At 46.8% G+C, this 24,339-nt stretch carries 19 protein-coding genes; 6 read left to right on the plus strand and 13 right to left on the minus strand.

Annotated features, from left to right (window positions below):
• The first annotated feature begins 187 nt into the window (after nt 1-187).
• The 4 genes from E7L17_RS00530 (at nt 188) to E7L17_RS00545 (ending at nt 4,902) form a co-directional block, all read left to right on the plus strand.
• Entirely contained in the window at nt 188-1,966 is a 1,779-nt protein-coding gene (locus E7L17_RS00530) for an ABC-F family ATP-binding cassette domain-containing protein (RefSeq protein WP_316321317.1), read from the plus strand.
• A 19-nt stretch (nt 1,967-1,985) separates the two neighbouring features.
• Nucleotides 1,986-2,843, plus strand: coding sequence for a GIY-YIG nuclease family protein (locus E7L17_RS00535; protein ID WP_316321318.1), 858 nt, complete (start codon nt 1,986-1,988; stop codon nt 2,841-2,843).
• A 138-nt stretch (nt 2,844-2,981) separates the two neighbouring features.
• Nucleotides 2,982-3,626 (plus strand): class I SAM-dependent methyltransferase, encoded by a 645-nt coding sequence (locus E7L17_RS00540; protein WP_316321319.1) that lies wholly within the window; start codon nt 2,982-2,984, stop codon nt 3,624-3,626.
• 148 nt (nt 3,627-3,774) lie between these two features.
• Nucleotides 3,775-4,902, plus strand: coding sequence for an HD domain-containing phosphohydrolase (locus E7L17_RS00545; protein WP_316321320.1), 1,128 nt, complete (start codon nt 3,775-3,777; stop codon nt 4,900-4,902).
• A 217-nt stretch (nt 4,903-5,119) separates the two neighbouring features.
• Here E7L17_RS00545 and E7L17_RS00550 read toward each other — a convergent pair whose 3' ends face one another.
• Complete coding sequence (locus E7L17_RS00550; RefSeq protein ID WP_316321321.1) at nt 5,120-6,115, minus strand: LacI family DNA-binding transcriptional regulator; 996 nt, start codon at nt 6,113-6,115, stop codon at nt 5,120-5,122.
• 278 nt (nt 6,116-6,393) lie between these two features.
• Here E7L17_RS00550 and E7L17_RS00555 point away from each other — a divergent pair, with 278 nt between their 5' ends.
• The gene (locus E7L17_RS00555) at nt 6,394-6,624 is read left to right on the plus strand and encodes a GlsB/YeaQ/YmgE family stress response membrane protein (RefSeq protein WP_316321322.1); all 231 of its coding nucleotides are present in this window, start codon (nt 6,394-6,396) and stop codon (nt 6,622-6,624) included.
• A gap of 395 nt (nt 6,625-7,019) precedes the next feature.
• Nucleotides 7,020-7,778, plus strand: coding sequence for a CPBP family intramembrane glutamic endopeptidase (locus tag E7L17_RS00560; protein WP_316321323.1), 759 nt, complete (start codon nt 7,020-7,022; stop codon nt 7,776-7,778).
• Between the two features lie 185 nt (nt 7,779-7,963).
• On the opposite strand, the gene guaA is transcribed toward E7L17_RS00560, so the two are convergent.
• The 12 genes from guaA to E7L17_RS00620 form a co-directional block, all read right to left on the minus strand.
• Entirely contained in the window at nt 7,964-9,499 is a 1,536-nt protein-coding gene (gene guaA / locus E7L17_RS00565) for a glutamine-hydrolyzing GMP synthase (protein ID WP_316321593.1), read from the minus strand.
• Nucleotides 9,500-9,530: 31 nt separating this feature from the next.
• Entirely contained in the window at nt 9,531-11,360 is a 1,830-nt protein-coding gene (glmS, locus tag E7L17_RS00570) for a glutamine--fructose-6-phosphate transaminase (isomerizing) (RefSeq protein WP_316321324.1), read from the minus strand.
• Nucleotides 11,361-11,565: 205 nt separating this feature from the next.
• Nucleotides 11,566-12,843, minus strand: coding sequence for an adenylosuccinate synthase (locus E7L17_RS00575; protein ID WP_316321325.1), 1,278 nt, complete (start codon nt 12,841-12,843; stop codon nt 11,566-11,568).
• Nucleotides 12,843-12,986, minus strand: coding sequence for a hypothetical protein (locus tag E7L17_RS00580; protein WP_316321326.1), 144 nt, complete (start codon nt 12,984-12,986; stop codon nt 12,843-12,845). Before E7L17_RS00580 ends, E7L17_RS00575 begins: the two co-directional genes overlap by 1 nt.
• A gap of 81 nt (nt 12,987-13,067) precedes the next feature.
• The gene (purB, locus tag E7L17_RS00585) at nt 13,068-14,498 is read right to left on the minus strand and encodes an adenylosuccinate lyase (protein ID WP_316321327.1); all 1,431 of its coding nucleotides are present in this window, start codon (nt 14,496-14,498) and stop codon (nt 13,068-13,070) included.
• Between the two features lie 109 nt (nt 14,499-14,607).
• Entirely contained in the window at nt 14,608-16,059 is a 1,452-nt protein-coding gene (purF, locus tag E7L17_RS00590; protein WP_316321328.1) for an amidophosphoribosyltransferase, read from the minus strand.
• Between the two features lie 141 nt (nt 16,060-16,200).
• Nucleotides 16,201-16,905 (minus strand): phosphoribosylaminoimidazolesuccinocarboxamide synthase, encoded by a 705-nt coding sequence (gene purC / locus E7L17_RS00595; RefSeq protein WP_316321329.1) that lies wholly within the window; start codon nt 16,903-16,905, stop codon nt 16,201-16,203.
• A 176-nt stretch (nt 16,906-17,081) separates the two neighbouring features.
• On the minus strand, nt 17,082-20,300 hold the full coding sequence (carB, locus tag E7L17_RS00600) for a carbamoyl-phosphate synthase large subunit (RefSeq protein WP_316321330.1): 3,219 nt from the start codon (nt 20,298-20,300) through the stop codon (nt 17,082-17,084).
• Complete coding sequence (locus tag E7L17_RS00605; RefSeq protein ID WP_316321594.1) at nt 20,297-21,373, minus strand: carbamoyl phosphate synthase small subunit; 1,077 nt, start codon at nt 21,371-21,373, stop codon at nt 20,297-20,299. Before E7L17_RS00605 ends, carB begins: the two co-directional genes overlap by 4 nt.
• 202 nt (nt 21,374-21,575) lie before the next feature.
• Nucleotides 21,576-22,796 carry an LL-diaminopimelate aminotransferase gene (locus E7L17_RS00610; RefSeq protein WP_316321331.1) on the minus strand — a complete coding sequence of 407 codons (1,221 nt, stop codon included), beginning with the start codon at nt 22,794-22,796 and terminating at the stop codon, nt 21,576-21,578.
• 47 nt (nt 22,797-22,843) lie between these two features.
• Nucleotides 22,844-23,677 (minus strand): diaminopimelate epimerase, encoded by an 834-nt coding sequence (gene dapF, locus E7L17_RS00615; RefSeq protein ID WP_316321332.1) that lies wholly within the window; start codon nt 23,675-23,677, stop codon nt 22,844-22,846.
• A 126-nt stretch (nt 23,678-23,803) separates the two neighbouring features.
• Nucleotides 23,804-24,337 carry an ANTAR domain-containing protein gene (locus tag E7L17_RS00620; RefSeq protein WP_316321333.1) on the minus strand — a complete coding sequence of 178 codons (534 nt, stop codon included), beginning with the start codon at nt 24,335-24,337 and terminating at the stop codon, nt 23,804-23,806.
• Nucleotides 24,338-24,339: the final 2 nt, after the last annotated feature.

The raw sequence follows: 24,339 nt of genomic DNA on the forward strand, positions 1-24,339 counted from the left end.
AGAAGAGAGCGCTTATGCTCTCTTTTTTTATCCCCTTTTTCTCATTGCATTTTATTATAGCAGTGTAGCTTTGCTCACAATCACACGGTAGCTACAAGAGGAAAACTGTGTTATACTATTCATATAAAAAACGGTACGATTGAAGGGTAACACTCTTTTTATAAATGCTTACGAAAAGGAGCCTTACATGCTACTATCCGCTGAGAAAATATCTAAAAATTATGGGATGAAACAACTGCTAAAGGATGTTTCACTTTATTTAAATGAAGGAAACCGCGTTGGTATTATTGGTATTAATGGAACCGGGAAAAGCACTCTACTAAAAATTTTGGCTGGAGTGGAACCGCCCGACGAAGGCACTATTTCGACCAACCCAAACATACAGCTTTCGTATCTGCCGCAAAATCCGCCGTTTCAAGATCACTTCACGGTACTGGAACAGGTTTTTGCTGAATTTCCCTCTCAATTTCGCGACCTAAAGGAATACGAAGCAAAGTCGATGCTCACTCGCCTTGGCATTACCGATTTTGAGGCAAAAATGGGTACGCTATCTGGTGGGCAAAGAAAACGTGTGGCACTGGCTACGGCTCTTATTCACCCGGCAGACATCCTTATTTTGGACGAGCCCACCAACCATTTAGACAGCGAAATGGTCTCTTGGCTAGAGCAAAAGCTGGTTCGCTTTAACGGCGGCCTGATTATGGTCACCCATGACCGTTATTTTCTAGAGAGAGTGGTAAACCACATTGTAGAGCTTTCTCGAAGCCAGCTCTACACATATGAGGCAAACTACTCCAAGTATTTAGAGCTCAAAGCCCAGCGTGAAGAAATGGATGCCGCCAGCGAACGCAAGCGGCAGTCGATTTTACGTAAAGAATACCAGTGGATTATGCGTGGAGCAAAAGCACGCAGTACAAAAAGCCGAAGCCGTATTGAGCGCTACGAGGCGCTCAAAGACCAATCTGCGCCGGAAACGGACGAAACGGTTCAACTCTCTCACCATTCGAGCCGCTTGGGTAAGAAGATTATTGAGCTGACTCATGTAACAAAGGCCTTTGATGGCCGTACTGTACTGCACGATTTTTCGTACCTGATGGAGCGCGATGACCGAATTGGCATCGTTGGCAGAAACGGTGCGGGAAAATCTACTCTTCTAAACCTGATTGCAGGTCAAATTGAACCGGATGAAGGTACTGTTGAGGTTGGTTCGACCGTTAAAATCGGTTATTTTTCGCAGGAAAACCGTGAGCTAGACCCCAAGCAACGAGTGTACGATTTCATTTGCGAGGTCTCAAATGAAGTTAAAACCGAAGAAGGCACCTTTTCTGCGTCGCAAATGCTCGAACGCTTCTTGTTTACTCCTGATTTGCAATACTCACTCATTGGTAGACTCAGCGGCGGTGAGCGCAGACGCCTTTATCTTCTCAGCATTTTAATGTCTGCTCCTAATATTTTGCTGCTTGATGAACCTACGAATGACCTCGATATTGAAACGCTTTCCATTTTAGAGGATTATTTGGAATCCTTTGCAGGCCCTGTACTTGCGGTATCTCATGACCGCTATTTTCTAGATAAGGTTGCTACCACTCTCTTTGAGGTTACTGAGGGAGGAATTCTTATGGAATACCAGGGTAATTACAGCGACTATGAAGAAAAGCGCAAAGAAATGCTGCAGCCTGCTCCCAAAAAGGAATCGAGTACACCGAAAGAAGCACCAAAAAAACAGCAGAAGCTAAAATTCTCTTTTAAAGAACAAAGGGAATTTGATACGATTGAGGAAGAGATTTCTGAACTGGAAGCTAAAATAAAGGAATGCGAAGCAGAATCCCGCGAAGCGGCCAGCGATTACGTTCGGTTAGAGGCTCTGATTACCCAAAAGGCAGAGCTAGAGGCGCAATTAGAAGCAAAAACCGAGCGTTGGCTTTACCTAACGGAACTAGCCGAGAAAATTGCAGCTCAAAAATAGCCTGTTTGAGGAGTACCGTATGGAACAGAAAGAAGCCTCGTATTTCTACGCTTATATGCTACGGTGTGCCGATGAAACGCTGTACAGCGGCTACACCACAGACCTAAAGCGTCGTGTTGCGGCACACAACAGCGGTACCGGTGCAAAATACACGCGCTCTCGCCGACCGGTGGAGCTGGTATGGGTGGAAAAGTACTCCACAAAGCATGAGGCTATGCAGCGAGAGGCTGCCCTGAAAAAGTTAAAACGAGCCGATAAGCTACGGTTGCTAGAGCAAGCAAACACATATGCTGCAGACAAAATCAATCTAGGCGGTGAAAACACGATGGAATTACTGGATATTGTTGATGAGGACGGTGTCCCTACCGGAGAAACCATAGAACGAGAGTTGGCGCACCGCAATGGAATTCGCCACCGTACCTCCCATGTTTGGATTTTGCGAAAGCAAAACAATACGATACAAGTACTTTTGCAAAAGAGAAGTAAAAATAAAGATTCCTACCCTGGGTGCTACGATATTTCGAGCGCCGGCCACATTCCCTGTGGGGAGGATTATATTAACTCTGCCCTACGGGAATTGCAGGAGGAGCTGGGTATTACCACCACTGCGGAGGAGCTTCAGTACTGTGGCTGCCGCCATATTGAATTTCATGGAAATTTTCACGGGCAAGGCTTTTGGGACAAGCAGGTTAGTAACATTTATATTCTATGGCGAGCTTGGGACGAATCACAATTTCAGTTGCAGGAATCTGAGGTAGAATCTGTACTATGGATGGATTGGGACGCCTGCCTTGATATGGTTAAAAGCAACCGTGCTTCGAATTGCATTCGTGTCTGCGAGCTGGAGATGGTCTTTTCTTTTGTCGGCCTTCTTTAAATTCGATCAATTAAAACATAATAATCGGTGGAGCTTTTTTATTATTTAGAAAGCTCCACTTTGTTTACTAGAAGAAACGTTCATCAATTTACTTCATATCAACAATACTTTAAGTACTGACAGAAAGGTTGGTTTCATATGAAAGATACTGCAAACCATCGGTTTTGGGAACGAATGGCGAAGCTCTATGCACCTTTTATGAAAGGCTCTGAAAGCTTGTATCAAGATATATGTTCCCTCTGCCAGCCTTACCTGAAAAGAGATATGGACGTTTTGGAGCTTGCCTGCGGCAGCGGACTATTTTCTTTTCCATTATCGGCTAATGTGCAGACTTGGATAGCGACTGATTTTTCATCTAATATGATTTTACAGGCAAAGAAGCAAAGCGCCCCTGCTCATCTCTCCTTTGAGGTTCAAGATGCAACTTGCCTGCCCTATCCGGATGAACACTTCCATGCGGTATTCATTGCAAACGCGCTGCATATTATGCCTGAGCCAGAAAAAGCCGTGAGAGAGATTTACCGTGTATTAAAACCAGGTGGGACTCTGCTTGCCCCTACATTCTTGTGGAATGAAGAAAATCGCCAATCGTTTGGCTCTTGGCTCGTTTCAAAAGCAGGGCTAACCGTGTACCGGAAATGGAGTGCACAGGAGTTTGAGCGCTTTATTCATTCTCATGATTTTCACATAGCTGAGCAAAAAATATTAGGTGGTGGGCTCCATCCTTTAAGCTGTATGATTGCAATAAAGAAACAAAATAAAATTGACACAAACAGGAATTAATAATCTTTTTCATTTTTAATTCCATTTTTTGTTGAAATTACATAGTTTTAGTAATATAATAAAAGCAATGCCTTCAAATTCGCTGACTGGAGATAGTCAAAACATCATTTGCTTGTATAAGAGACACTCGGGAAGTGAGGAGGAAATTATGGAAGCACTCCGAAACCAAGAAGAACCCCTCAAAACCTCTAACTACATTCAAACTATGGAAAGGCTATTGCAAGTTGTTCAGCAATTATCTGCAGCACACGATATCCATACGGTTATGAACCTTGTTCGCCATTCAGTACGTGATTTAATACAAGCGGATGGTGCAACCTTTGTATTGCGTGAAGAAGATGATTGCTTTTATGCACAAGAGGATGCCATCTTTCCACTATGGCAAGGGAAACGCTTCCCAATCCAAAGTTGTATCAGCGGGTGGGCTATGCTCAACCGCTGCCCTGTTATAATTGAAGATGTGTATAGCGACCCTCGCGTCCCCATCGAAACATATAAAGATACTTTTGTAAAAAGCCTTGCAATAGTCCCTATTAAAACACATGAGCCAATCGGTGCAATTGGCTGCTACTGGGCAAAACAGCATTATGCAACTCCTGAGCAGTTAAAAGTACTGCAAGTGTTGGCAGACTCCGCCACAATTGCCCTCGACAACATCCATTACCAAAATATTTTTGCGGCAAAAGCCAAGCAGCTTGAAAATGCAATTGATGGCACCTTGCTTGCTATCGCCAATATGGTTGAACAAAAAGACTTATATACCGCGGGCCACCAAAAAAGAGTTGCAACCATTGGGATGGCTATTGCGCAAGAGATCGGCTGCAGCTTGGAGAGCTGCGAAAAAGTATTCCGTGCGGGTGTGGTTCACGATATTGGTAAAATAGGAATCCCTAGTGAGCTGCTTGCAAAGCCCGCTAAGCTTACCGATATTGAATACGCGCTCATAAAAACGCATGCTGAAATCGGGTATATCATACTTAAGGATGTACCTTTGCTTTCCGTTACAGCAGAGATTATTTTACAACACCATGAAAGATACAATGGGAGCGGGTATCCCAATGGATTAAAGGGAAACGAAATACTGCCCGAAGCACAAATTCTAGCGGTAGCAGACGTGTTTGAATCTATGATTTCCCACAGACCCTATCGTGCTGCCCTTGGTGTAGATGCCGCCATAGATGAACTGGTTCAGAACAAAGGTATCCTCTACCACCCAGAAATTGTAGATGCAATTGTGCATCTCGTAAAAACAAAAGGGTACAAAATACCCGAATAGCTAAATCAAGCTTTACTGTATAAATTAGCCCCCAAAAGCAGATACAAAATCTGTTGGGGGCTAGTTTTATTATTATTTTATATAAATATAAAAAGATTTACACACAGATAAGGCACCTGCTGTAAAATAGCAAGCTCCTTATCATTTATAAAATAATGCAATAATTTTGCAAATCCCGAATAGCTGTTCTGTGGAAGTGCCATTTGCTTCATAAATTTTATAGAAGAGTTGTAGCACCCTCTATTAATGTTACATTGTGCACAAATTCGGTTACTCCTCCTTCTTTATGATCAATTTGGTACACCAGAGAGTTTACAATAGATTTGGAAATTGCATGGAAATCTTGGCAAACGGTAGTGAGTCTAGGGTATGTAAGCTCGGAGGGCTCAGAGCCGTCATAGCCTATAATCTTTAACTTTTCCGGAACAGAAATTCCATGAAATAGAGCTTCTTGCAGCACCCGAACCGCAACGCTATCTACCGCAAATACACCATCTATTTTTTTGCTAGCTGTAATAACAGCTTTCACAATTTGATCGTACTCTACACGCGATAAAAATTCGTTCCCTTTTATTTTCAAACTAGAGCAACGAATCCCACTCTTTTTTAGTGTTTCACGAAAAGCGACATGTCTTTCCATCAATGCGGATTTCCCTCGGCTCATCCCCACCACATGTAATACGTTTTTGCACCCATTCTCTATAAATTTTTTCGCTGCTAACTCACCGCCTAATCGATGATTGGAGGTAACATACGGAATTCTCTCCCCCAGTTTTCGGTCAATTGAAACAATGGGAAGTGTTAATTTTTGATAATCGGAAGTATCTTGAGCAAAACTGTACACAATAATACCATCTACCTTATTTTGCCGCAGCATTGCTAGGTACTCTTTTTCTTTTAAGGGATTTCCAATGGTATTGCATAATATCATTTTGTAGTCCTGTTTGTTAAGTTCGCATTCAATACACTTTGTCAGCCGGGCAAAAAAAGGATGACTTACGTCTGGAATAAGCAAACCAATAATAAATGTTCGTTGCATAAATAAATTTCGAGCCACTTGATTTGGGTAATAGTTTAACTCCTCAATTGCGCAGTTCACTCGCCGATACATTTCTTCTGAAATATAGCCGCGTTTATTGAGCACCCGCGAAACAGTGGTTACTGAGACGCCGGCTCTTTCCGCTACATCTTTAATACCTGCCATTTTACCCATCAATCCTTCTTTTTGGTATTCTTGTATTCTCCTCAAACTTACTATAGTTCACAACCTACATGTGTGTCAATTGGTAACGATACAATTATATAATGAGATTAGGATGATAAAAATTTAATTATTATTTTTAAAATAAAAATTTACTAAATTTTTTATTCATAAATAATAAGCAATCGGGTATTCTAAATGCAGAAATCTAATTTAAGAAAGTAGATGAATTTATTATGGGTATCATTACATGGATTGTATTAGGTGCGTTAGCAGGATGGATCGCAAGTATGATCGTTGGCAAAAATTCTGAAATGGGAGCATTTGCAAACGTTTGCATTGGTATTGCTGGTGCTTTTATAGGCGGATTTATATTTAGCATGGTTACCGGCGTCGGCTTCACTGGTTTTAACGTTTGGAGCTTAGTCGTAGCAACTGTGGGAGCCGTAATTTTATTGTTAATTATTAACGCTGTTCAGAAAACCAGGCATAATAAGATGGATCAACCCGTTAACCGCTAACGTATCCCAAAGAGCCCCCGCTGGATTATTCCAGCGAGGGCTCTTTTTCTGCAATTCTATTCTATTCGAAGAATTACCTACAACTTTTCTAATAAGCTGATGAAATAAATATAAGTCGCTTTTTATTTTTAAGCTGATTATTATGAGCCGTTTACTCTCCTGCAAAACGTATGGAATTTCTAATAGATAGCAATATGCCGTCAGCAGTCATTCAGTCAATATCGATTTGTGTCAAAGGAACGCCTGCTTCTCCCTTGCTTTTCTGCAGTGAAAGCTGTAAAATGTGGGTATTAATATATTAAAAAGATATAGTTATTAGCGATGGTATTGAGTGTAGAATCTGGCGATATGCCAAATTCTACAAAATTCAATGATAATAAAGGTTGGTGAACTACTTGCAAGTAATACGGAAAAATGAAGCATTAACTTTTTATATAGGGACGATATTACTTTCTGGGTTATTCTTACTTCTTCAAATTTTTGTTTTTCCGAATAGTAGACTAACGTTCATGCAACTTGCGCCCGGAATAATTGCACTTATTATGATTAAGATGCTTACTAAAAAAAATGATTTGCTGGTGTTTATAAAAGGATTAAATCAAAAAAAGGCAGGGTGGCTTTGGATAGGCTTATCGGTCATTATCCCATTACTCATGGTTTTTGTATGCGATTTTATTTATCGTATTTTAAGCAAAGATAATTTTGGGAGGTATGGGAATAGTGCTGTTACTTGGAGTATATGGTTTGTCATTGCTGTGATGATTGGCTGTATAGGAGAAGAAATCGGGTGGAGAGGATACTTACTCCCGCTGTTTTCAGAAAAATACAGTTTACTGTTATCAAGTGTATTAGTAGGCGCAATGTGGGGGATATGGCATTTTCAGTTTAGTGAAGGTTTCGGCTTTGTACTATTTATTGTGACGACGATTGAAATGTCTATTATCATTACATGGTTGTATTATAAAGGAAATAAGAATTTGATTACTGCAGTATTGTTTCATATTGTGTTTAATTATTGTTCTCAATACCTTTATGGAAATTCTTTTAGTATATATCTTAGAATATTACAAGTTATCGTCTTTGGAATTCTTGCTGGCATTGTATACTTTACCTCATCAGTTTTTAAAAATGACAGTATAAAGTGTAGCACTTAAAATTAGCAAAATTGAACACGCGGTACATAAAGTCTCTTCTGAGTAAAAATGAAATGTTTTTAAAGTAGGAAACAAGAGAAACATTGAGAATACCGACATTAGTCAGAGCCATTTAAGAACCACTCGGTAAAACAAAAAGCCACAAACCCTATGTTACGGGTTTGTGGCCTTCTTTTTGTATTTTATTATTCCCACTCGATCGTAGCCGGGGGCTTACTGGTAATGTCGTAAACGATGCGGTTAACGCCGCTTACTTCATTAATAATACGGCTAGAGGCTTTCTCGAGAACGTCATAGGGGATTCTCGCCCAGTCTGCCGTCATAAAGTCTGTGGTGGTTACACCGCGCAGTGCGATGGTAAAGTCGTAGGTACGGCCGTCGCCCATTACGCCAACACTCTGAATGCCAGTAAGCACTGCAAAGTACTGATTAATCTTTCGGTCGAGCCCAGCTTCGGCAATCTCCTCACGGAAAATCGCGTCGGCATCGCGCAGAAGATCGAGCTTATCCTTTGTGATATCGCCCAATACACGAATTGCAAGGCCAGGGCCTGGGAAAGGCTGGCGGAATACTAAAAACTCAGGAATATCAACTTCTAGGCCAACACGGCGAACCTCATCCTTAAACAAATCACGCAAAGGCTCTACAAGACCCGTAAAGCCAATATCTTCCGGCAAGCCGCCAACGTTATGGTGGCTCTTAATCACAGCCGCATCGCCAACGCCGCTCTCTACAACATCCGGGTAAATGGTTCCTTGGCACAGGTAATCCATGTGACCAAGCTTCTTCGCTTCTTCTTCAAAGACGCGGATAAACTCTTCGCCAATGATTTTACGCTTTGTTTCAGGGTCAGAAACACCCGCAAGGCGATTTAAAAAGCGATCCTGTGCATTCACACGAATCAGATTCATGTCAAACTGCTTGCGGAACACCTGCTCTACCTGATCTCCCTCATCCTTACGCAGAAGACCATGGTCTACAAAGATGCAGGTCAAGTTCTTACCGATTGCCTTATGCACCAGAACAGCGGCAACAGAGGAATCTACACCGCCGGAAAGCGCACACAGCACCTTTTTCTCGCCAACGCGTTCCTTAATCTGGAGAATGGTATCCTTGGCAAAGGTGTCCATTCTCCAATCACCGGAGCACTCGCACACGCGGTACAAAAAGTTCTTAAGGAACTCATTGCCCTTTTCAGTATGCTCCACCTCGGGGTGGAACTGCACAGCATAAAACTTCTTCTCTGCACAATCCATTGCAGCTACGGGGCAAGCGCTGCTGTGTGCACGCGCTGTAAAGCCCTCGGGCAGCTCTACAATTTTATCGGTATGGCTCATCCAGCATACACTGGTTTGCGCCGTGCCATGAAACAGCTCAGAAGAAAGGTCAAACTCCACCGGTGTTTTACCATATTCCTTCACCGTAGAAGGCTCAACCTTGCCGCCAAGCTTAAATGCCATAAGCTGAGCGCCATAGCAGATGCCCAAAACCGGAATCCCAAGCTCGAAAATTTGTTTATCACAGCCGGGTGCTCCGGGAGCATAGGCACTGTTGGGGCCGCCGGTAAAAATAATTCCCTTATAGCCCGCCTTTTGAATCTCCTCAATTGGCGTTTTGTACGATTTGATTTCGCAGTATACGTTCAGGTCGCGCACACGGCGAGCGATGAGCTGGCTATACTGGCCGCCGAAATCTAATATTAAAACAGCCTCGTTTTGTATCGTCATAAAACTCCCCTATTCTATTCCACTCTTATTCCACAGTTACGGATTTTGCCAGGTTACGCGGTTTATCAATATCGCAGCCCTTCATAGAGGCAACGTAGTACGCAAGCAGCTGAAGCGGGATAACCGCAAGAGACGGCCGCATAATTTCACAGGCAGTTGGCACAGAGAACAAGAAATCCACGTCTTTGCCAATGTCCTGTGCATTTTCTTCCGTTGTAAGGCCGAGCACCACAGCACCACGGCTTCTAACCTCAATGACATTACTCATCATTTTATCTAAAAGCTGCTGGTGGGTTGCAATCGCAACAACCAGAGTGCCTTCTTCCATCAAAGAGATGGTTCCGTGCTTTAGTTCACCGGCGGCATAAGCCTCGGAATGGATATACGAAATCTCTTTGAGCTTTAACGAGCCTTCGAGAGAAATGGCATAGTCCAGATTACGGCCGATGAAGAAAATATCCTTTGCGCTGAAATGCTTGGAGGCAAAGTACTGGATATCTTCTTTGTTTGCAATTGCCGTTTCAACTTTATCCGGCAAATCATGCAATTCCTGAATATAGTTGGCATACTCCTCGGGCGTAATGCGACCGAGCAGGTCTGCCATATAAATCGCCAGCAGGTAAACGACAGCAAGCTGTGTGCTGTATGCCTTTGTGGTTGCAACTGCAATTTCAGGGCCGGCCCATGTATACAGTACATCGTCTGAATCATTTGCAATGGAGCTGCCTACCACGTTTACGATGGAAATCACGCGTGCGCCAAGGCGTTTTGCCTCACGCAGAGCAGCCAGCGTATCTGCCGTTTCACCGGACTGGCTGATGACAATCACCAAAGAATTGCTGTCTAGAATCGGGTGGCGATAACGGAACTCCGAAGCAACATCCACTTCAACAGGAATGCGAGTCAGCTTTTCAATCACATATTTTGCAACAACGCCCACATGGTATGCTGAGCCGCACGCCACAATGCTGATGCGGTTAAAGCTCTTGAGCTGTTCCGCAGTAAGGGTCACATTATCAAGTACAATACGGCCGTCTTTTAAGCGGGGAGAAATTGTGTCGCGCAGAGCCTTGGGCTGCTCCATAATTTCTTTAAACATGAAGTGCTCATAGCCGCCCTTTTCCGCAACGGAAAGATCCCAATCCACATGAACCAGCTCTTTTTCAATCGGCTCTTTTTCCATGTTGCAAATGCGTACACTCTCACGAGTAAGCTCCACAATTTCATTGTCCTTCAAGCGGTAAAAATCGCGGGTGCGATTTAAAATGGAAGGAATGTCAGAAGCAACATAGTTCTCGTGCTCGCCAAGACCAACTACAAGCGGGCTATCTTTGCGAACCGCGTACAGCTTCTCGGGGTCATCCACACACAAAATACCCAGTGCATAGGAACCCTGCAAACGAGAAATTACGCGAATAAACGCGTCGAGTATATCACCGTCGTAGTAGTATTCCAGAAGCTGTGCCACTACTTCGGTATCGGTTTCCGATACAAAGCTGATTCCCTTTTTGATGAGCTTTTCTTTAATTTCCTGGTAATTTTCGATGATGCCGTTATGCACAACCGCAAATTTACCGGAATTGCTCACCTGTGGGTGAGAGTTCACGTCGGAGGGTTTGCCGTGGGTCGCCCAGCGTGTATGGCCAATGCCAACAGAGCCGTGCAAGGCTTTGCCGCCATCCACCAAATCGCTAAGTACCTGCAAGCGTCCCTTGCTCTTTACAACACGCAGAGCGTCTCCCGTATATACTGCCATTCCTGCGGAATCATACCCGCGGTATTCCAGCTTTTCCAGACCGTTTAACAAAATGGGCGCCGCCTGATCACCGCCGATGTATCCAACGATTCCACACATGATAAATGCCACCTTTCTTTCCCTGTGATAGGATTACAATGTAAGTACGTTTTGTTCTCTTCCCTATTGTAACCGGGTGGAGAACGCGTTAAAATGCCCAATTTTAGGCACAAATAAGAAAGCAATTAAAAATAGGAAGAAGCGCCAACCATTTTTTCAAGTTGACGCTTTTATTACATTCCCAAGCAAAAAATCACGAAATAAATTACCGGTAGATGATATCGCTACGAGCAGGGCCGTTCGATACAATTTTCACCGGAACACCAATCTGCTCTTCCGCAAACTCAATGTAGCGGCGAGCATTTTCAGGGAGATCCTCATAACGAGTAATTCCGCGAAGATCGCATTCCCAACCGGGCATCATCTCGAGCACCGGCTTGCAGCGGCGAAGCTGAGAGGCGGGCGGGAAATGGTCAATGCGCTTGCCGTCGAGCTCATATGCCACACAAACGGGAATCTCTTTGAGATAGCCGAGTACATCAATAACGGTCAGTGCAACACTGGTAGCGCCCTGTGCCGCACAGCCATAGCGGGATGCCACCAAATCGAGCCAGCCCATTCTGCGGGGGCGACCTGTTGTGGCGCCAAACTCGCCGCCATCACCACCGCGGCGGCGCAGCTCATCGGCTTCATCACCAAAGATTTCACTTACAAACTCACCTGCACCTACGGCGCTGGAATATGCTTTTACCACAGAGATAATCTCTTTAATCTCATAGGGAGGAACACCGGCGCCAACTGCACCGTAGCCAGCCAAGGTAGAGGAAGAGGTAACCATGGGGTAAATACCAAAATCGGGGTCTTTTAGAGCGCCAAGCTGGCCTTCGAGCAAAATGGTCTTGCCATCTTTCACTGCCTGATGCAGGAGTGTAAAGGTGTCTGCCACATACGGCTCAATCATCTGGCGGTATTCCATCAGCTTTTCGTAAACGGATTCCACCGTAAGGGGCTCTTTGTGGTACAAGTGCACATACAGTGCATTCTTTACATCTAAAACTCTTTGAATCTTGTCTTTCAGCTGTGCTTCATCGTCATACAACTCACTGACCTGAAAGCCAATCTTCGCGTATTTATCGGAATAAAACGGCGCTATGCCGGATTTCGTAGAACCAAAGGACTTGGAAGACAGACGTGCTTCCTCCAACGCGTCCATTTCAATATGGTAAGGCATTACGATTTGCACACGGTCTGAAACCATCAGTTTGGGTTCTGGAACACCGCGCTGACGCAGGGAATCCAGCTCCTTAACGAGGTTTTCCACACTGAGAGCAACACCGTTGCCGATAATGTTAATCGTGTGGTCGTAAAATACGCCTGAGGGGAGTTGGTGCAGCGCGAACTTTCCATATTCGTTGATAATGGTATGGCCCGCATTACTACCGCCTTGGTACCGAATTACGATGTCGGACTGTGCCGCCATAACATCGGTAATTTTCCCTTTTCCTTCATCGCCCCAGTTAGCGCCTACTATTGCTTTTACCATTAGAACTGCTCACTCTCCGCCGGTGCCGCACCAGCAAATTTTTCCGCTGCCAGCGGCTTTTCATTCGGCAGCAAACCAATTGGACTCAAATTACCCAAAGGCACATACGCACTCATTTTGGCATTTGTTCCAATCGCGCTCAAAACGCTTTGCTTCTATCATACCACAAAACACCTAAAAAGCCTATGATTTTCTTTCAAATGCCTGCGAATTTTACGTTTTGTTTACAAATTGATTTCTGCTTTTTTGAGTTTAATGGAATCATATTCCTTTAACAGCGAATTTACGACTCCACCAATAAACTCTTCCGTCTGTACACCGGCGCAGCCAGTGTATTGTGACGGGTCTACAAGGCCGGACAATTCCTCACGTGTTACGCCAAAGGCGGGGTCTGCGGCAATACGGTCTAACAAATCGTTTTCGCCACCCTGCTCCTTTATAACCTTTGCTGCCTCCATGGAATGCACACGAATCTGCTCATGCAGCTGCTGGCGGTCTGCACCGCGCTTTACGGCGTCCATCATAATGTTCTCGGTTGCCATAAAGGGCAACTCGCGCAGCAAATGCTGCTCGATTACCTTGGGGTAAACCACAAGGCCATCTGCCACATTGCTGTACAAATCGAGTATTCCATCCACTGCCAAGAATGCCTCCGGCACGCTGAGACGTTTGTTTGCGGAATCGTCGAGTGTACGCTCAAACCACTGGGTAGCCGTGGTAATGGCAGGGTTCAGGCTGTCTACAATTACATAGCGCGCCAAAGAGGCAATGCGCTCACTGCGCATCGGGTTTCTCTTATATGCCATTGCAGAAGAACCGATTTGCCCCTTCTCGAAAGGCTCCTCAATTTCTTTCATGTGCTGCAGCAGGCGAATGTCGTTTGAGAACTTCGTGGCGCTCTGGGCGATTCCGCTCAAGATCGAGAGAATCTGACTATCCAGCTTTCTCGAATACGTTTGACCAGAAACCGGGAAGCAAGAGGCATAGCCCATCTTTTCCGCAATTTTGCGATCCAGTGCCTTTACCTTTTCATAATCACCGTCAAACAGCTCTAAAAAGCTGGCTTGTGTACCGGTTGTGCCCTTGGAGCCAAGAAGCTTTGCTTTGCTCAGCTGGTATTCCACATCTTCCAAATCCATTAACAAATCCTGAATCCAAAGTGTGGCACGCTTGCCCACGGTGGTAGGCTGGGCGGGCTGATAATGTGTAAATGCCAAGGTGGGCAGGTCTTTATATTCCATTGCGAAATGCGACAGAATACGAATGACCCCAACAAGCTTGTCTCTCAGTAGGCGCAGCGCCTCCGTCATTACAATCACATCGGTATTATCTCCCACATAGCAGGAGGTAGCCCCCAAGTGGATAATCGGGCGGGCTTTCGGGCACTGCTCACCATAGGCAAAAACATGAGCCATAACATCGTGGCGCACAATTTTCTCCCGTGCTGCGGCAACATCGTAGTTAATGTCATCTGCAAAGCGGCGCAGCTCGTCAATTTGCTCCTGTGTAACAGGGAGACCTAGCTCCATTTCGGATTCCGCCAGTGCAATCCAAAGGCGGCGCCAGGTTTGGAACTTCTTATCCGGCGAAAATAAAAACTTCATCTCGGCGCTGGCATACCGTGCCGAAAGAGGGGATTCGTACGTATTTCTCAATGCTGAAACCTCCAAGCGTTTTTCCAATCGTATCTAAAAGCAATCCCTTTGTACAAAACATTGATTTAACACCGCTTTACTTCGGTGCCTTGTCTTGAAAGAGATGTTATTATAAGCGCTGAATCGGGGTGCAGTAGCTTTGCGGTCTGTGGTCAATTATCTCTTGCGGAATTTCAGTTGGATATTTGCCGGAGAAGCAGGCATCGCAATAGCCCGAACACTTGCCTTTTAACATGTGGGGCAGGTTTTCGAGCGACAAAAACGCGAGGGAGTCCGCATAGTTCATCTGAGCGATTTCCTCAACGGTATGCTTAACGGCAATCAAATCATCTCTGGTCGGAATATCGGTTCCATAATAGCAAGGCCACAAAAAGGGCGGAGAGCTAATGCGAAGGTGAACCTCTTTTGCACCGGCATCTTTGAGCATGGAGACAATTCGCCCGCTCGTGGTACCGCGCACAATGGAATCATCCAGTAACACCACCCGTTTGCCGCGAACCTCACTTTCTAGAGCGTTGAGCTTAATTCTTACACTTCGCTCGCGCTCCAATTGCGTGGGCTTAATAAAGGTACGGCCAATATACGAGTTCTTCACAATTCCCTTTTGGTAAGGGATTCCGGATTCCTCGCTGTACCCAATGGCAGCATCAATGCCGGATTCCGGCACACCAATCACCACATCAGCTTCTACCGGGCTTTGGCGAGCCAACAAACGGCCAGCCTCTTTGCGAGACTCGTAAACACCGAGGCCATCAATCTTGCTGTCGGTACGGGCAAAGTAAATGTACTCAAATACACACAAAGAACGGTTTGCCGGTTTTTTATTGTAATGGTATTTTAGCCCACTGGGGCCTGCGGCAATCAGCTCGCCCGGTTCTACATCGCGCACAAATTCCGCACCCACGGCGTCAAGCGCACAGCTTTCCGAAGCAAATACAATATCTTCGCCGATTTTGCCCATACAAAGCGGGCGGAAGCCATTGGGGTCACGCACGGCAATCAGCTTTTGTGGGCTCATGACAAGCAGAGAGAACGAGCCTTCCACCTTCTGCATGGCACGGAACACGGCCTCCTCAATGGAGACCGCACCCACACGCTCCCGGGCAATCATGTATGCGATGACCTCAGAATCGATGGTGGTTTGAAAAATGCAGCCGTTCTTCTCCAGTTCACGGCGCAGCTCATGAGCATTGGTCAAATTGCCGTTATGGGCAATGGCCAGTGTACCCTTAATATAGCGCATGACAAGCGGCTGAGCATTTTCACGCACACTGTCTCCTGAAGTGGAGTAACGCACATGGGAGAGCGCAATTTGCCCGCCCAGACGATTCAGAACAGAATCGCTGAACACTTCGGACACCAGCCCCATGTCTTTGGAGTAAGAAATCACACCGCAGTTGTTCACTGCGATGCCGCAGCTCTCTTGCCCGCGGTGCTGCAAAGCCAAAAGGCCGTTATAGCAGGCATAAGCAGGCGGAATCTCTTTTCCGTCTTTGCTGTAAATCCCGAATACGCCGCATTCCTCGTGCGGCTTCCAGGAGGTATCTTCAAAATTCGTCAACGAATTCACTCCTCATTAGTCTTTGCAGGGGTATTTTTAGAACCCACCTTAAAAAGACGGTTGGTTTCCCTCCCTGCTTTGGGCAGAGAGAGAAACCGTCCTTTTTACTGTAAACCGCTGATAAAAGCAGTTGTATTTGCATTACAGGCCAATACGCTTCATCACTTCGGCATAAGCCTCTTCCACACCGCCCAAATCGCGGCGGAAGCGGTCTTTGTCGAGCTTTTCATGAGTATTGATATCCCAGAAGCGGCATGTATCGGGGGAAATTTCATCCGCAAGAATAATTTTGCCGTCGCAGCGGCCGAACTCAAGCTTAAAGTCGATGAGTTCAATATTCACGGAACGGAAGAACTCGCACATCAGCTCATTGATGCGCAGCGCCATTTGGCTGATGGTGTCTACCTCTTCCTTTGTTGCAAAGTCTGCGGCGAGAATGTGGTATTCATTCACCATGGGATCGCCAAGGTCATCGTTTTTATAGCAGAACTCCAGCACTGGAGTGCGCATGGGAGTTCCCTCTTCCAAACCAAGGCGCTTGGCAAGACTGCCGGCGGCTTTATTGCGGGCAATTACCTCAAGCGGAACAATCTCTACTTTTTTTACAACCGTTTCACGGTCGCTGAGCTCTTCTACAAAATGAGTGGGGATGCCATTCTTCTCCAGCATTTGGAACATAAAGTTCGACATACGGTTGTTTACAACACCCTTGCCCACTATGGTTCCCTTTTTCAGGCCGTTGAATGCGGTAGCATCGTCTTTATAATCCACAATGTATAAATTGGGATCCTCCGTGGTGTACACCTTTTTTGCTTTTCCCTCGTAGAGTAATTTTCCTTTTTGCATGATTCTTTTCCCCCTGTTCTTGTTTCCATCTGTAAGCTTTTATTAAACTTACACACATTCGTTTAAGACAGATCCGCTGGCAGGCGCCGCGGGGATTTTATTAGAATCTCACGCCGGGCTCGGCAGCAAATTGCTGCCGGCGGCTGAGAGAGACTTAAAACGACTAAGGCTTTCTTTTATAAGAAAACCAGGAAGGATGACACTTTGGTAATATCAACCACAGAAAGATTGGTGCTCTCCACATGCTGCACGCAGCGCAGGAAGGCATTGGCTGTATCGAGCGAGGTAAGGCACGGAATACCAGCCTCAACCGTGTTACGGCGAATGAAGAAGCCGTCGCGGCGGTGCTCGGCGCCCTTGGAGGGCGTATTGATAACCAAATCGATGGTGCCGGAAAGGATGACATCGAGAATATCGGGAGATTCACCGCCTACCTTATTGAGGCGGGTGTTCGGAACGCCGTTCTCTTCCAAATACTTAGAGGTTCCCTCCGTGGAATAAATGCTCCAGCCAAGGTCACGCAGTCCCTTTGCAAGAGGAAGAACCTCTTCCTTGTCCTGATCTTTCACGGTAATAATTACATTGCCGTTGGTGAGAAGGTGCATACCCGCTCCCTGGAACGCTTTAATCATAGCTTCTTCAAAGCTTCTTGCAATACCGAGAACTTCGCCGGTCGATTTCATCTCCGGCCCAAGGTTTACATCAGCTCCATAGAGCTTTTCAAACGAGAACACCGGCATTTTGATGGCAATGAGCGATTTGTTTGGCTGTAAGCCATACTGGTAACCCATCTGCGGAAGGGTTTCGCCGAAGAAGCTGCGAACCGCAAGGTGAACAATCGGGATATCGGTAATTTTGCTGATATACGGTACCGTTCTGGAGGAACGGGGGTTTGCCTCTATGATATAGACCTGCTCATCTTTTACAATAAACTGGATATTGAGAAGGCCCTTTACCCGCAGTGCAAGTGCCAGCTTTCTGGTGTAATCCACAATGGTGTCTTCCACCTTCTTCGAAAGGCTCTGTGCCGGGTAAACGGAAATGCTGTCTCCCGAGTGAACGCCCGCACGCTCAACATGCTGCATAATGCCTGGAATGAGAGAATCTACACCGTCGCAAACTGCATCCACTTCCACTTCCACACCCATGAGGTACTTGTCCACCAAAATGGGATGCTCTTGCGTAATGGTATTAATAATCGCAATCTGCTCGCGGATGTCGTTATCGTTATAAGCAATATCCATACCCTGCCCGCCCAGCACATAAGAGGGGCGAACCAATACGGGGTAGCCAAGCTCGTGAGCCGCTTTTAACGCTTCGTCACAGGTAAATACCATGCGTCCTGCGGCGTGCGGAATACCGCATTTGGCTAGGATGGCATCAAACCGCTCACGGTCTTCTGCTTCATCGATACTGTCAAAACTGGTACCAAGCAGAGGAACGCCCATTTTTTCAATGGCACCTGCCAGCTTAATGGCAGTTTGGCCACCGAACTGAACCACGGCTCCGTCGGGCTTTTCCAGTTCTACAATATGCCAAACGTCCTCCGGAGTCAAGGGTTCAAAGTACAGTTTATCGGCTATATCGAAATCTGTGCTCACTGTCTCGGGATTATTGTTCACAATAATGGTTTCAAAGCCAAGCTTTTTGAGCGCCCAAACGCTGTGAACCGAGCAGAAGTCAAATTCAATGCCCTGACCAATTCGGATGGGGCCAGAACCGATAACCATAATTTTCTTACGCTTGCTTTGGGGGTGTGCTTCATTTTCATCGCCGTAGCTGGAGTAATAGTAGGGTGTTTCCGCCTCAAACTCTGCGGCACAGGTATCAACCATCTTATAAACGGGTCGAATACCCCACTTTGTTTTCAGCTCGCGAATCTCTTCCATACTGATGCCGGAGAACTTCGCGACTGTTTCATCCAGAAAACCGAACGACTTCGCTTTCAGGAGCAATTCTTTGCTCATCGGCTCGTTTACAAGGCGCTTCTCCACCGCAATAATGGACTGAAGCTTTTGCAGGAACCAACGGTCAATTTTGGTTACGCTGTGGATTTTCTCCATTGCAAAACCACGGCGCAGGGCTTCGGCTACTGCAAACAGGCGACGATCATCCACCGCGTGAATGCGTTCCGAAACATCCAGATCCGAAAGACCGTCGAGCTCGGCATCGGTTAAATCATACATGTTCTGCTCTAGGCAGCGGATTGCCTTCATGAGAGCCGCCTCAAAGGTGGGGGCAATTCCCATAACCTCACCGGTTGCTTTCATCTGGGTGCCAAGGCTGCGGCGCGCATGAACAAATTTATCAAACGGCCACTTGGGGATTTTCACAACGCAGTAGTCGAGCGTCGGTTCAAAGCAAGCGTATGTTTTCTTTGTAATCGCGTTCTGAATTTCGTCGAGCGTATAGCCCAGTGCAATTTTCGAAGCGACTTTTGCAATGGGATAACCCGTTGCTTTGGAAGCCAGTGCAGACGAACGGCTTACACGGGGATTCACTTCAATAACGCAGTATTCAAAGCTTTCCGCATTCAGCGCAAACTGCACGTTGCAGCCGCCCTCGACCTTTAGCTCATTGATAATCGCAATGGAGGCGCTGCGCAGCATCTGAATTTCTTTATCCGCCAAAGTCTGGCAGGGCGCAACGACAATGGAGTCGCCAGTGTGAACGCCAACCGGGTCAAAGTTTTCCATATTACAAACGGTGATGCAGTTGCCGTTGCCGTCACGGATTACCTCATACTCAATTTCTTTCCAGCCAGAAATACAGCGCTCAATGAGAACCTGATTCACACGGCTGCGGTGCAGACCCATAGAAGCAATGGCGTGAAGCTGCTCCTCTGTGTAGGCAATACCGCCGCCACTGCCGCCCAGTGTGTACGCCGGGCGCACAACAACCGGGTAACCAATGCGCTTCGCAATGAGAATACTGTCTTCAACCGTTTCTGCAATTTCACTTTCGGCGCAGGGCTGCTGAATGCGTGCCATAGCCTCTTTGAACAGCTCGCGATCCTCTGCCATACGAATGGTGTCAGCATTTGTACCAATCATGCGAACGTTATGCTCGGTTAAAAAGCCCGTTTCTTCCAGCTCTACCGCAAGGTTCAGCGCATTCTGTCCGCCAAGGGTCGGCAGAACACTGTCAGGCTGTTCTTTTAAGATAACCTTTTTGAGGGTATCAATGGTAAGTGGTTCAATGTAAACCTTATCGGCAATTTCGCCGTCAGTCATAATCGTAGCCGGGTTGGAGTTAACAAGGATTACCTCTACCCCTTCTTCGCGCAGTGCACGGCAAGCCTGTGTGCCTGCATAGTCGAACTCTGCGGCCTGTCCAATAACAATTGGGCCAGAGCCAATAATCAATACCTTCCGGATGCTTTCATTTTTACTCATATGCGGCCCCCTCCCATCAAATCCATAAAGCGGTCAAACAAAAAGCCTGTATCGAGCGGACCGGAGCATGCCTCTGGGTGGAACTGCACCGAGAACACGCGGCCATTCTTATAATCAAGGCCCTCCACGCTCTGGTCGTTCATGCTCACATAGCTTACCTCTGCAATAGAGGGGTTAATGCTGCCTGCATCTACCACATAGCCGTGGTTCTGCGAGGTGATGTACACGCGGTTGGTTTTCAGCTCTTTTACCGGGTGGTTAATTCCACGGTGACCATACTTGAGCTTGTACGTATTTGCTCCCTGCGCGAGCGCCATAAGCTGGTGACCCATGCAAATCGCAAAGGTGGGAATCCCGCTGTCGTAAACACGCTTTAATTCCGCTACCTCTTTTACGCATGCCTGGGGGTCGCCCGGGCCGTTGGAGAGCATGATGCCATCCGGGTTCCACGCCTTAATTTCCTCAAACGAAGCCGTGTTCGGGAAGCGGCGAACCGTGCAGCCGCGGCGGGTAAGAGAACGAATGATATTCTGCTTAGTGCCATAATCGAGCAGTGCCACTTTTACAGAACCATTGCCGTAATCGCATTGCTCTTTGGTGCTTACCAGCGAAACGCCGTTCGGCACACAATGAGCCGCAATACTGCGCTTCATTTCCTCTTTGTCAATGGAATCGCCAAAGCAGATCATTCCGCGCATGGTGCCGCTCTCCCGCAGGCAGCGGGTAAGCGCGCGGGTGTCGATACCGCTGATTCCGGGTATCCGGTTATTTTTCAGGTATCCGTCAAGGTCAATATCGCAGCGGAAATTGCTTGCGATTCCCGATACAGAGTGAACGATAAACGCCTCTACCCAAGGGCGCTCGGCCTCCGCATCCTCATAACAGATTCCATAGTTACCAATCATGGGGTAAGTCATTACCACGCCCTGGCCTGCATAGCTAGGGTCTGTGAGAAGTTCGGTATACCCGCACATCGCGCTGTTGAATACAATCTCACACAAGACATCGCGCGGCTCACCAAAGCCCTGACCCTCAAAGGTCATTCCGTTTTCCAACATCAAAATTGCTTTCACGCTAAAACCACCATTTCTTCGCGCCGCTATTTTACGGTCACTGTGGCAGTGCGCGACTTGCCACAGCACGGGGAAAGGTCCCGGTATCTATTTGGCGGTATCCCCGCCGGTAGGCCCTGCTGCCGAGCTCCTCTTCGGCCTACATGCAGCCAGAGCTGGAGCATTCTCGGCGGCAGGGCCGCTGTATCATGGTTTGTAACGGTTAGGCTTTGAAGGACTCAATGATTCTTGCCACAGCCTTTTCCGTGTTTTCTTTTGTATTAAAGGAGGTAAGGCGGAAGTACCCCTCGCCATTCAGGCCAAAGCCGGAACCCGGAGTGCCAACTACGCCGGTTTTTTCCAGCAGTAAATCAAAGAATTCCCAAGAGGTAAGCCCACCGGGAGTTTTGAGCCAAATATAAGGGGAATCTACCCCACCGTACACTTCAAAACCAGCGGAGGCAAGGCCATCGCGAATAATCGTTGCGTTATTCTGGTAATACGCAATATTCTCACGAATCTGCTTGGCACCCTCTTCGGAATACACAGCCTCTGCCGCACGCTGAATCACATAGGGTACACCGTTCATTTTGGTAGACTGACGGCGGCTCCACAAGCGATTGAGGGATGCTCCGTCAAACTCAAGCTCCTTGGGCACTACGGTAAATGCACAACGGGTGCCGGTAAAGCCAGCGGTTTTAGAGAAGCTGCGGAATTCGATGGCACAGGTTCTTGCACCTTCAATCTCGTAGATGCTGTGAGGTACATTCGGAGTAGTGATAAACGCCTCATAGGCGGCGTCAAAGAGGATGAGCGACTTGTTCTCGTTGGCGTAATCCACCCACTTTTTGAGTTCTTCCTTGCTGATGCCCACACCGGAGGGGTTATTCGGGAAGCACAGGTAAATCAAATCAACCGGCTCTTTGGGCAGCTCCGGCAGAAAGTTCTTTTCTTTTACACAGGGCATGTACACAATACGGCTCCAGCCCTTACCCTCTACATATTCACCGGCACGGCCAGCCATTACGTTTGTATCCACATATACAGGGTATACAGGGTCACAAACAGCGACTACGTTGTCCTGCCCAAAAATATCGCCAATGTTGCCGGTGTCGCACTTGGCACCATCACTGACGAAAATCTCGTCGATGTCTATATTAACACCGCGCTTGATGAAATCATTCTCTGCGATAACCTTGCGAAGGAACTCGTAGCCGCACTCCGGGCCATAACCGCGGAAGCTTTCCATTTTGCCCATTTCGTCGGCGGCGTTCTTCATTGCATCTACCACTGCCTGTGGCAGCGGAAGTGTAACGTCGCCAATGCCCAAACGAATGATGGGACGGTCGGGGTTATTCTTTACAAATTCATTGACTCTCTTTGCAATATCTACAAAGAGGTAACTCGGTGGTAGCTTCACGAAGTTGGTATTGACCTTTAGCATACTACAATCTCCTTTAATATCGTTTCCTATATCCATTCGGGCAGTTCTTAATCGATTTGCCCGTCAAACACAAATTCTGCGGGGCCCTGCATAAAGACCTCGTCCGTTTCTTCATCCCAGCGGATGTTCAGGTCGCCACCCTTTAGGTGCACCAATACCTGACGCCCGGTTTTTCCACCCAATGCACAAGCTACCGCAACTGCACATGCACCGGTACCGCAAGCCCATGTTTCGCCGGAGCCACGCTCCCAAACACGCATTTTCACTTCGTTTTCTGCTATCATTTGCACAAACTCGGTGTTTACACGCTGGGGGAACATATGGTGAAATTCAAAGGATGGGCCAATTGCCTCAAGCGCAATGGCATCCACATCATCCACAAAGGTAACGCAGTGCGGGTTGCCCATCGAAACGCAGGTCACACGGTATTCTTTGCCTGCAACATCGAGCGGATGGTCAATAGCCTGTTCCGTCTCAAACAAGGTTGGAATTTTCGCTGCAATCAATTCGGGCTTGCCCATATTAACCGTTACGCTGGTAACGTGGTCGTTTTCATCCACGGTTAAAAACAGTGTTTTCACTCCACTTTGGGTATCTACCGTGAGGGTTGTTTTTTTCGCAATGCCGCGCTCGTAAGCGTATTTGCCCACACAACGAATTCCATTGCCGCACATCATGGCGCGGGAGCCATCCGCGTTGTAAATATCCATGGTGCAGTCTGCCTTATCACTGGGGCCGATGAGAATAATTCCATCAGAGCCAACTCCAAAATGCCTGTCACTCAGGCGAATGGAAAGTGCGGCAGGGTCTGCTACGGGCTCTTCAAAGCAATTAAAATACAAATAATCATTGCCGATGCCGTGCATCTTTGTAAACTTCAAACTTTACTCCTCCTCTATGCGATACCACTTTGGCTTTGCCTTACGCGCCCATCCCCCAAGGTAGCTTGTCGGGGCAGGGCGCTTTCTTTATTTTGAAAACAGCTAGGATACACAAACGGGTCTGCTCTAGAACAATTCCAGTACAATGGCCGCAATTTCCACAAGCCGTTTGCCGGTATCCATACTCTTTTTTTGAAGAAATCGATGTGCCTGTGCTTCTGTAAAGTAATTGCGCTCCATTAAGAGCAACTTTGCTCGCTGAAGAAGCTCTTTGGGGTCCTCTTCAAAATTCCTGCGAACCGGTATTCCCGGTTCTGGGAGATTTAGAAGCATATTGACAGAAGCGGTTAAATCTGGTTTGTTCAGCGGTGTCATTAGGCAAGCCGATTCCAGTTCTGCGGCAATTTCAGACTGATGCGGCTTTACCACAAATAGAAAATCGTAGTTGGGCGCCATTTGCGGAAGCTCCCATGCCGCCATAACATCTTGCAAATCGAGCGTACTCACAACCACTCCGCCACGGTAATGGTAACTGGTCATCTCCAGAAGCTGAGCACCCGTGGTGCAAGTGCCGTACACCAGCACTCCTCCTGATTTTAACACTGCACCAATCCGCCGGGCAGAGTCTTTATTTGGATTTGCAACAATTACACTGCCCATTC

Source organism: Clostridium sp., assembly GCF_032576335.1.
Taxonomy (GTDB): domain Bacteria; phylum Bacillota; class Clostridia; order Oscillospirales; family Acutalibacteraceae; genus Faecalispora.

Bases quoted from the DNA above. Each gene is read 5' to 3' on its own strand.
- E7L17_RS00555 (WP_316321322.1), top strand. From the start codon at position 6,394: ATGATCGTTGGCAAAAATTCTGAAATGGGAGCATTTGCAAACGTTTGC.
- E7L17_RS00530 (WP_316321317.1), top strand. From the start codon at position 188: ATGCTACTATCCGCTGAGAAAATATCTAAAAATTATGGGATGAAACAA.
- E7L17_RS00540 (WP_316321319.1), top strand. From the start codon at position 2,982: ATGAAAGATACTGCAAACCATCGGTTTTGGGAACGAATGGCGAAGCTC.
- glmS (WP_316321324.1), bottom strand. From the start codon at position 11,360: ATGTGTGGAATCGTTGGATACATCGGCGGTGATCAGGCGGCGCCCATT.
- purC (WP_316321329.1), bottom strand. From the start codon at position 16,905: ATGCAAAAAGGAAAATTACTCTACGAGGGAAAAGCAAAAAAGGTGTAC.
- E7L17_RS00550 (WP_316321321.1), bottom strand. From the start codon at position 6,115: ATGGGTAAAATGGCAGGTATTAAAGATGTAGCGGAAAGAGCCGGCGTC.
- E7L17_RS00535 (WP_316321318.1), top strand. From the start codon at position 1,986: ATGGAACAGAAAGAAGCCTCGTATTTCTACGCTTATATGCTACGGTGT.
- carB (WP_316321330.1), bottom strand. From the start codon at position 20,300: ATGAGTAAAAATGAAAGCATCCGGAAGGTATTGATTATTGGCTCTGGC.
- E7L17_RS00545 (WP_316321320.1), top strand. From the start codon at position 3,775: ATGGAAGCACTCCGAAACCAAGAAGAACCCCTCAAAACCTCTAACTAC.
- E7L17_RS00610 (WP_316321331.1), bottom strand. From the start codon at position 22,796: ATGCTAAAGGTCAATACCAACTTCGTGAAGCTACCACCGAGTTACCTC.
- E7L17_RS00575 (WP_316321325.1), bottom strand. From the start codon at position 12,843: ATGGTAAAAGCAATAGTAGGCGCTAACTGGGGCGATGAAGGAAAAGGG.
- E7L17_RS00620 (WP_316321333.1), bottom strand. From the start codon at position 24,337: ATGGGCAGTGTAATTGTTGCAAATCCAAATAAAGACTCTGCCCGGCGG.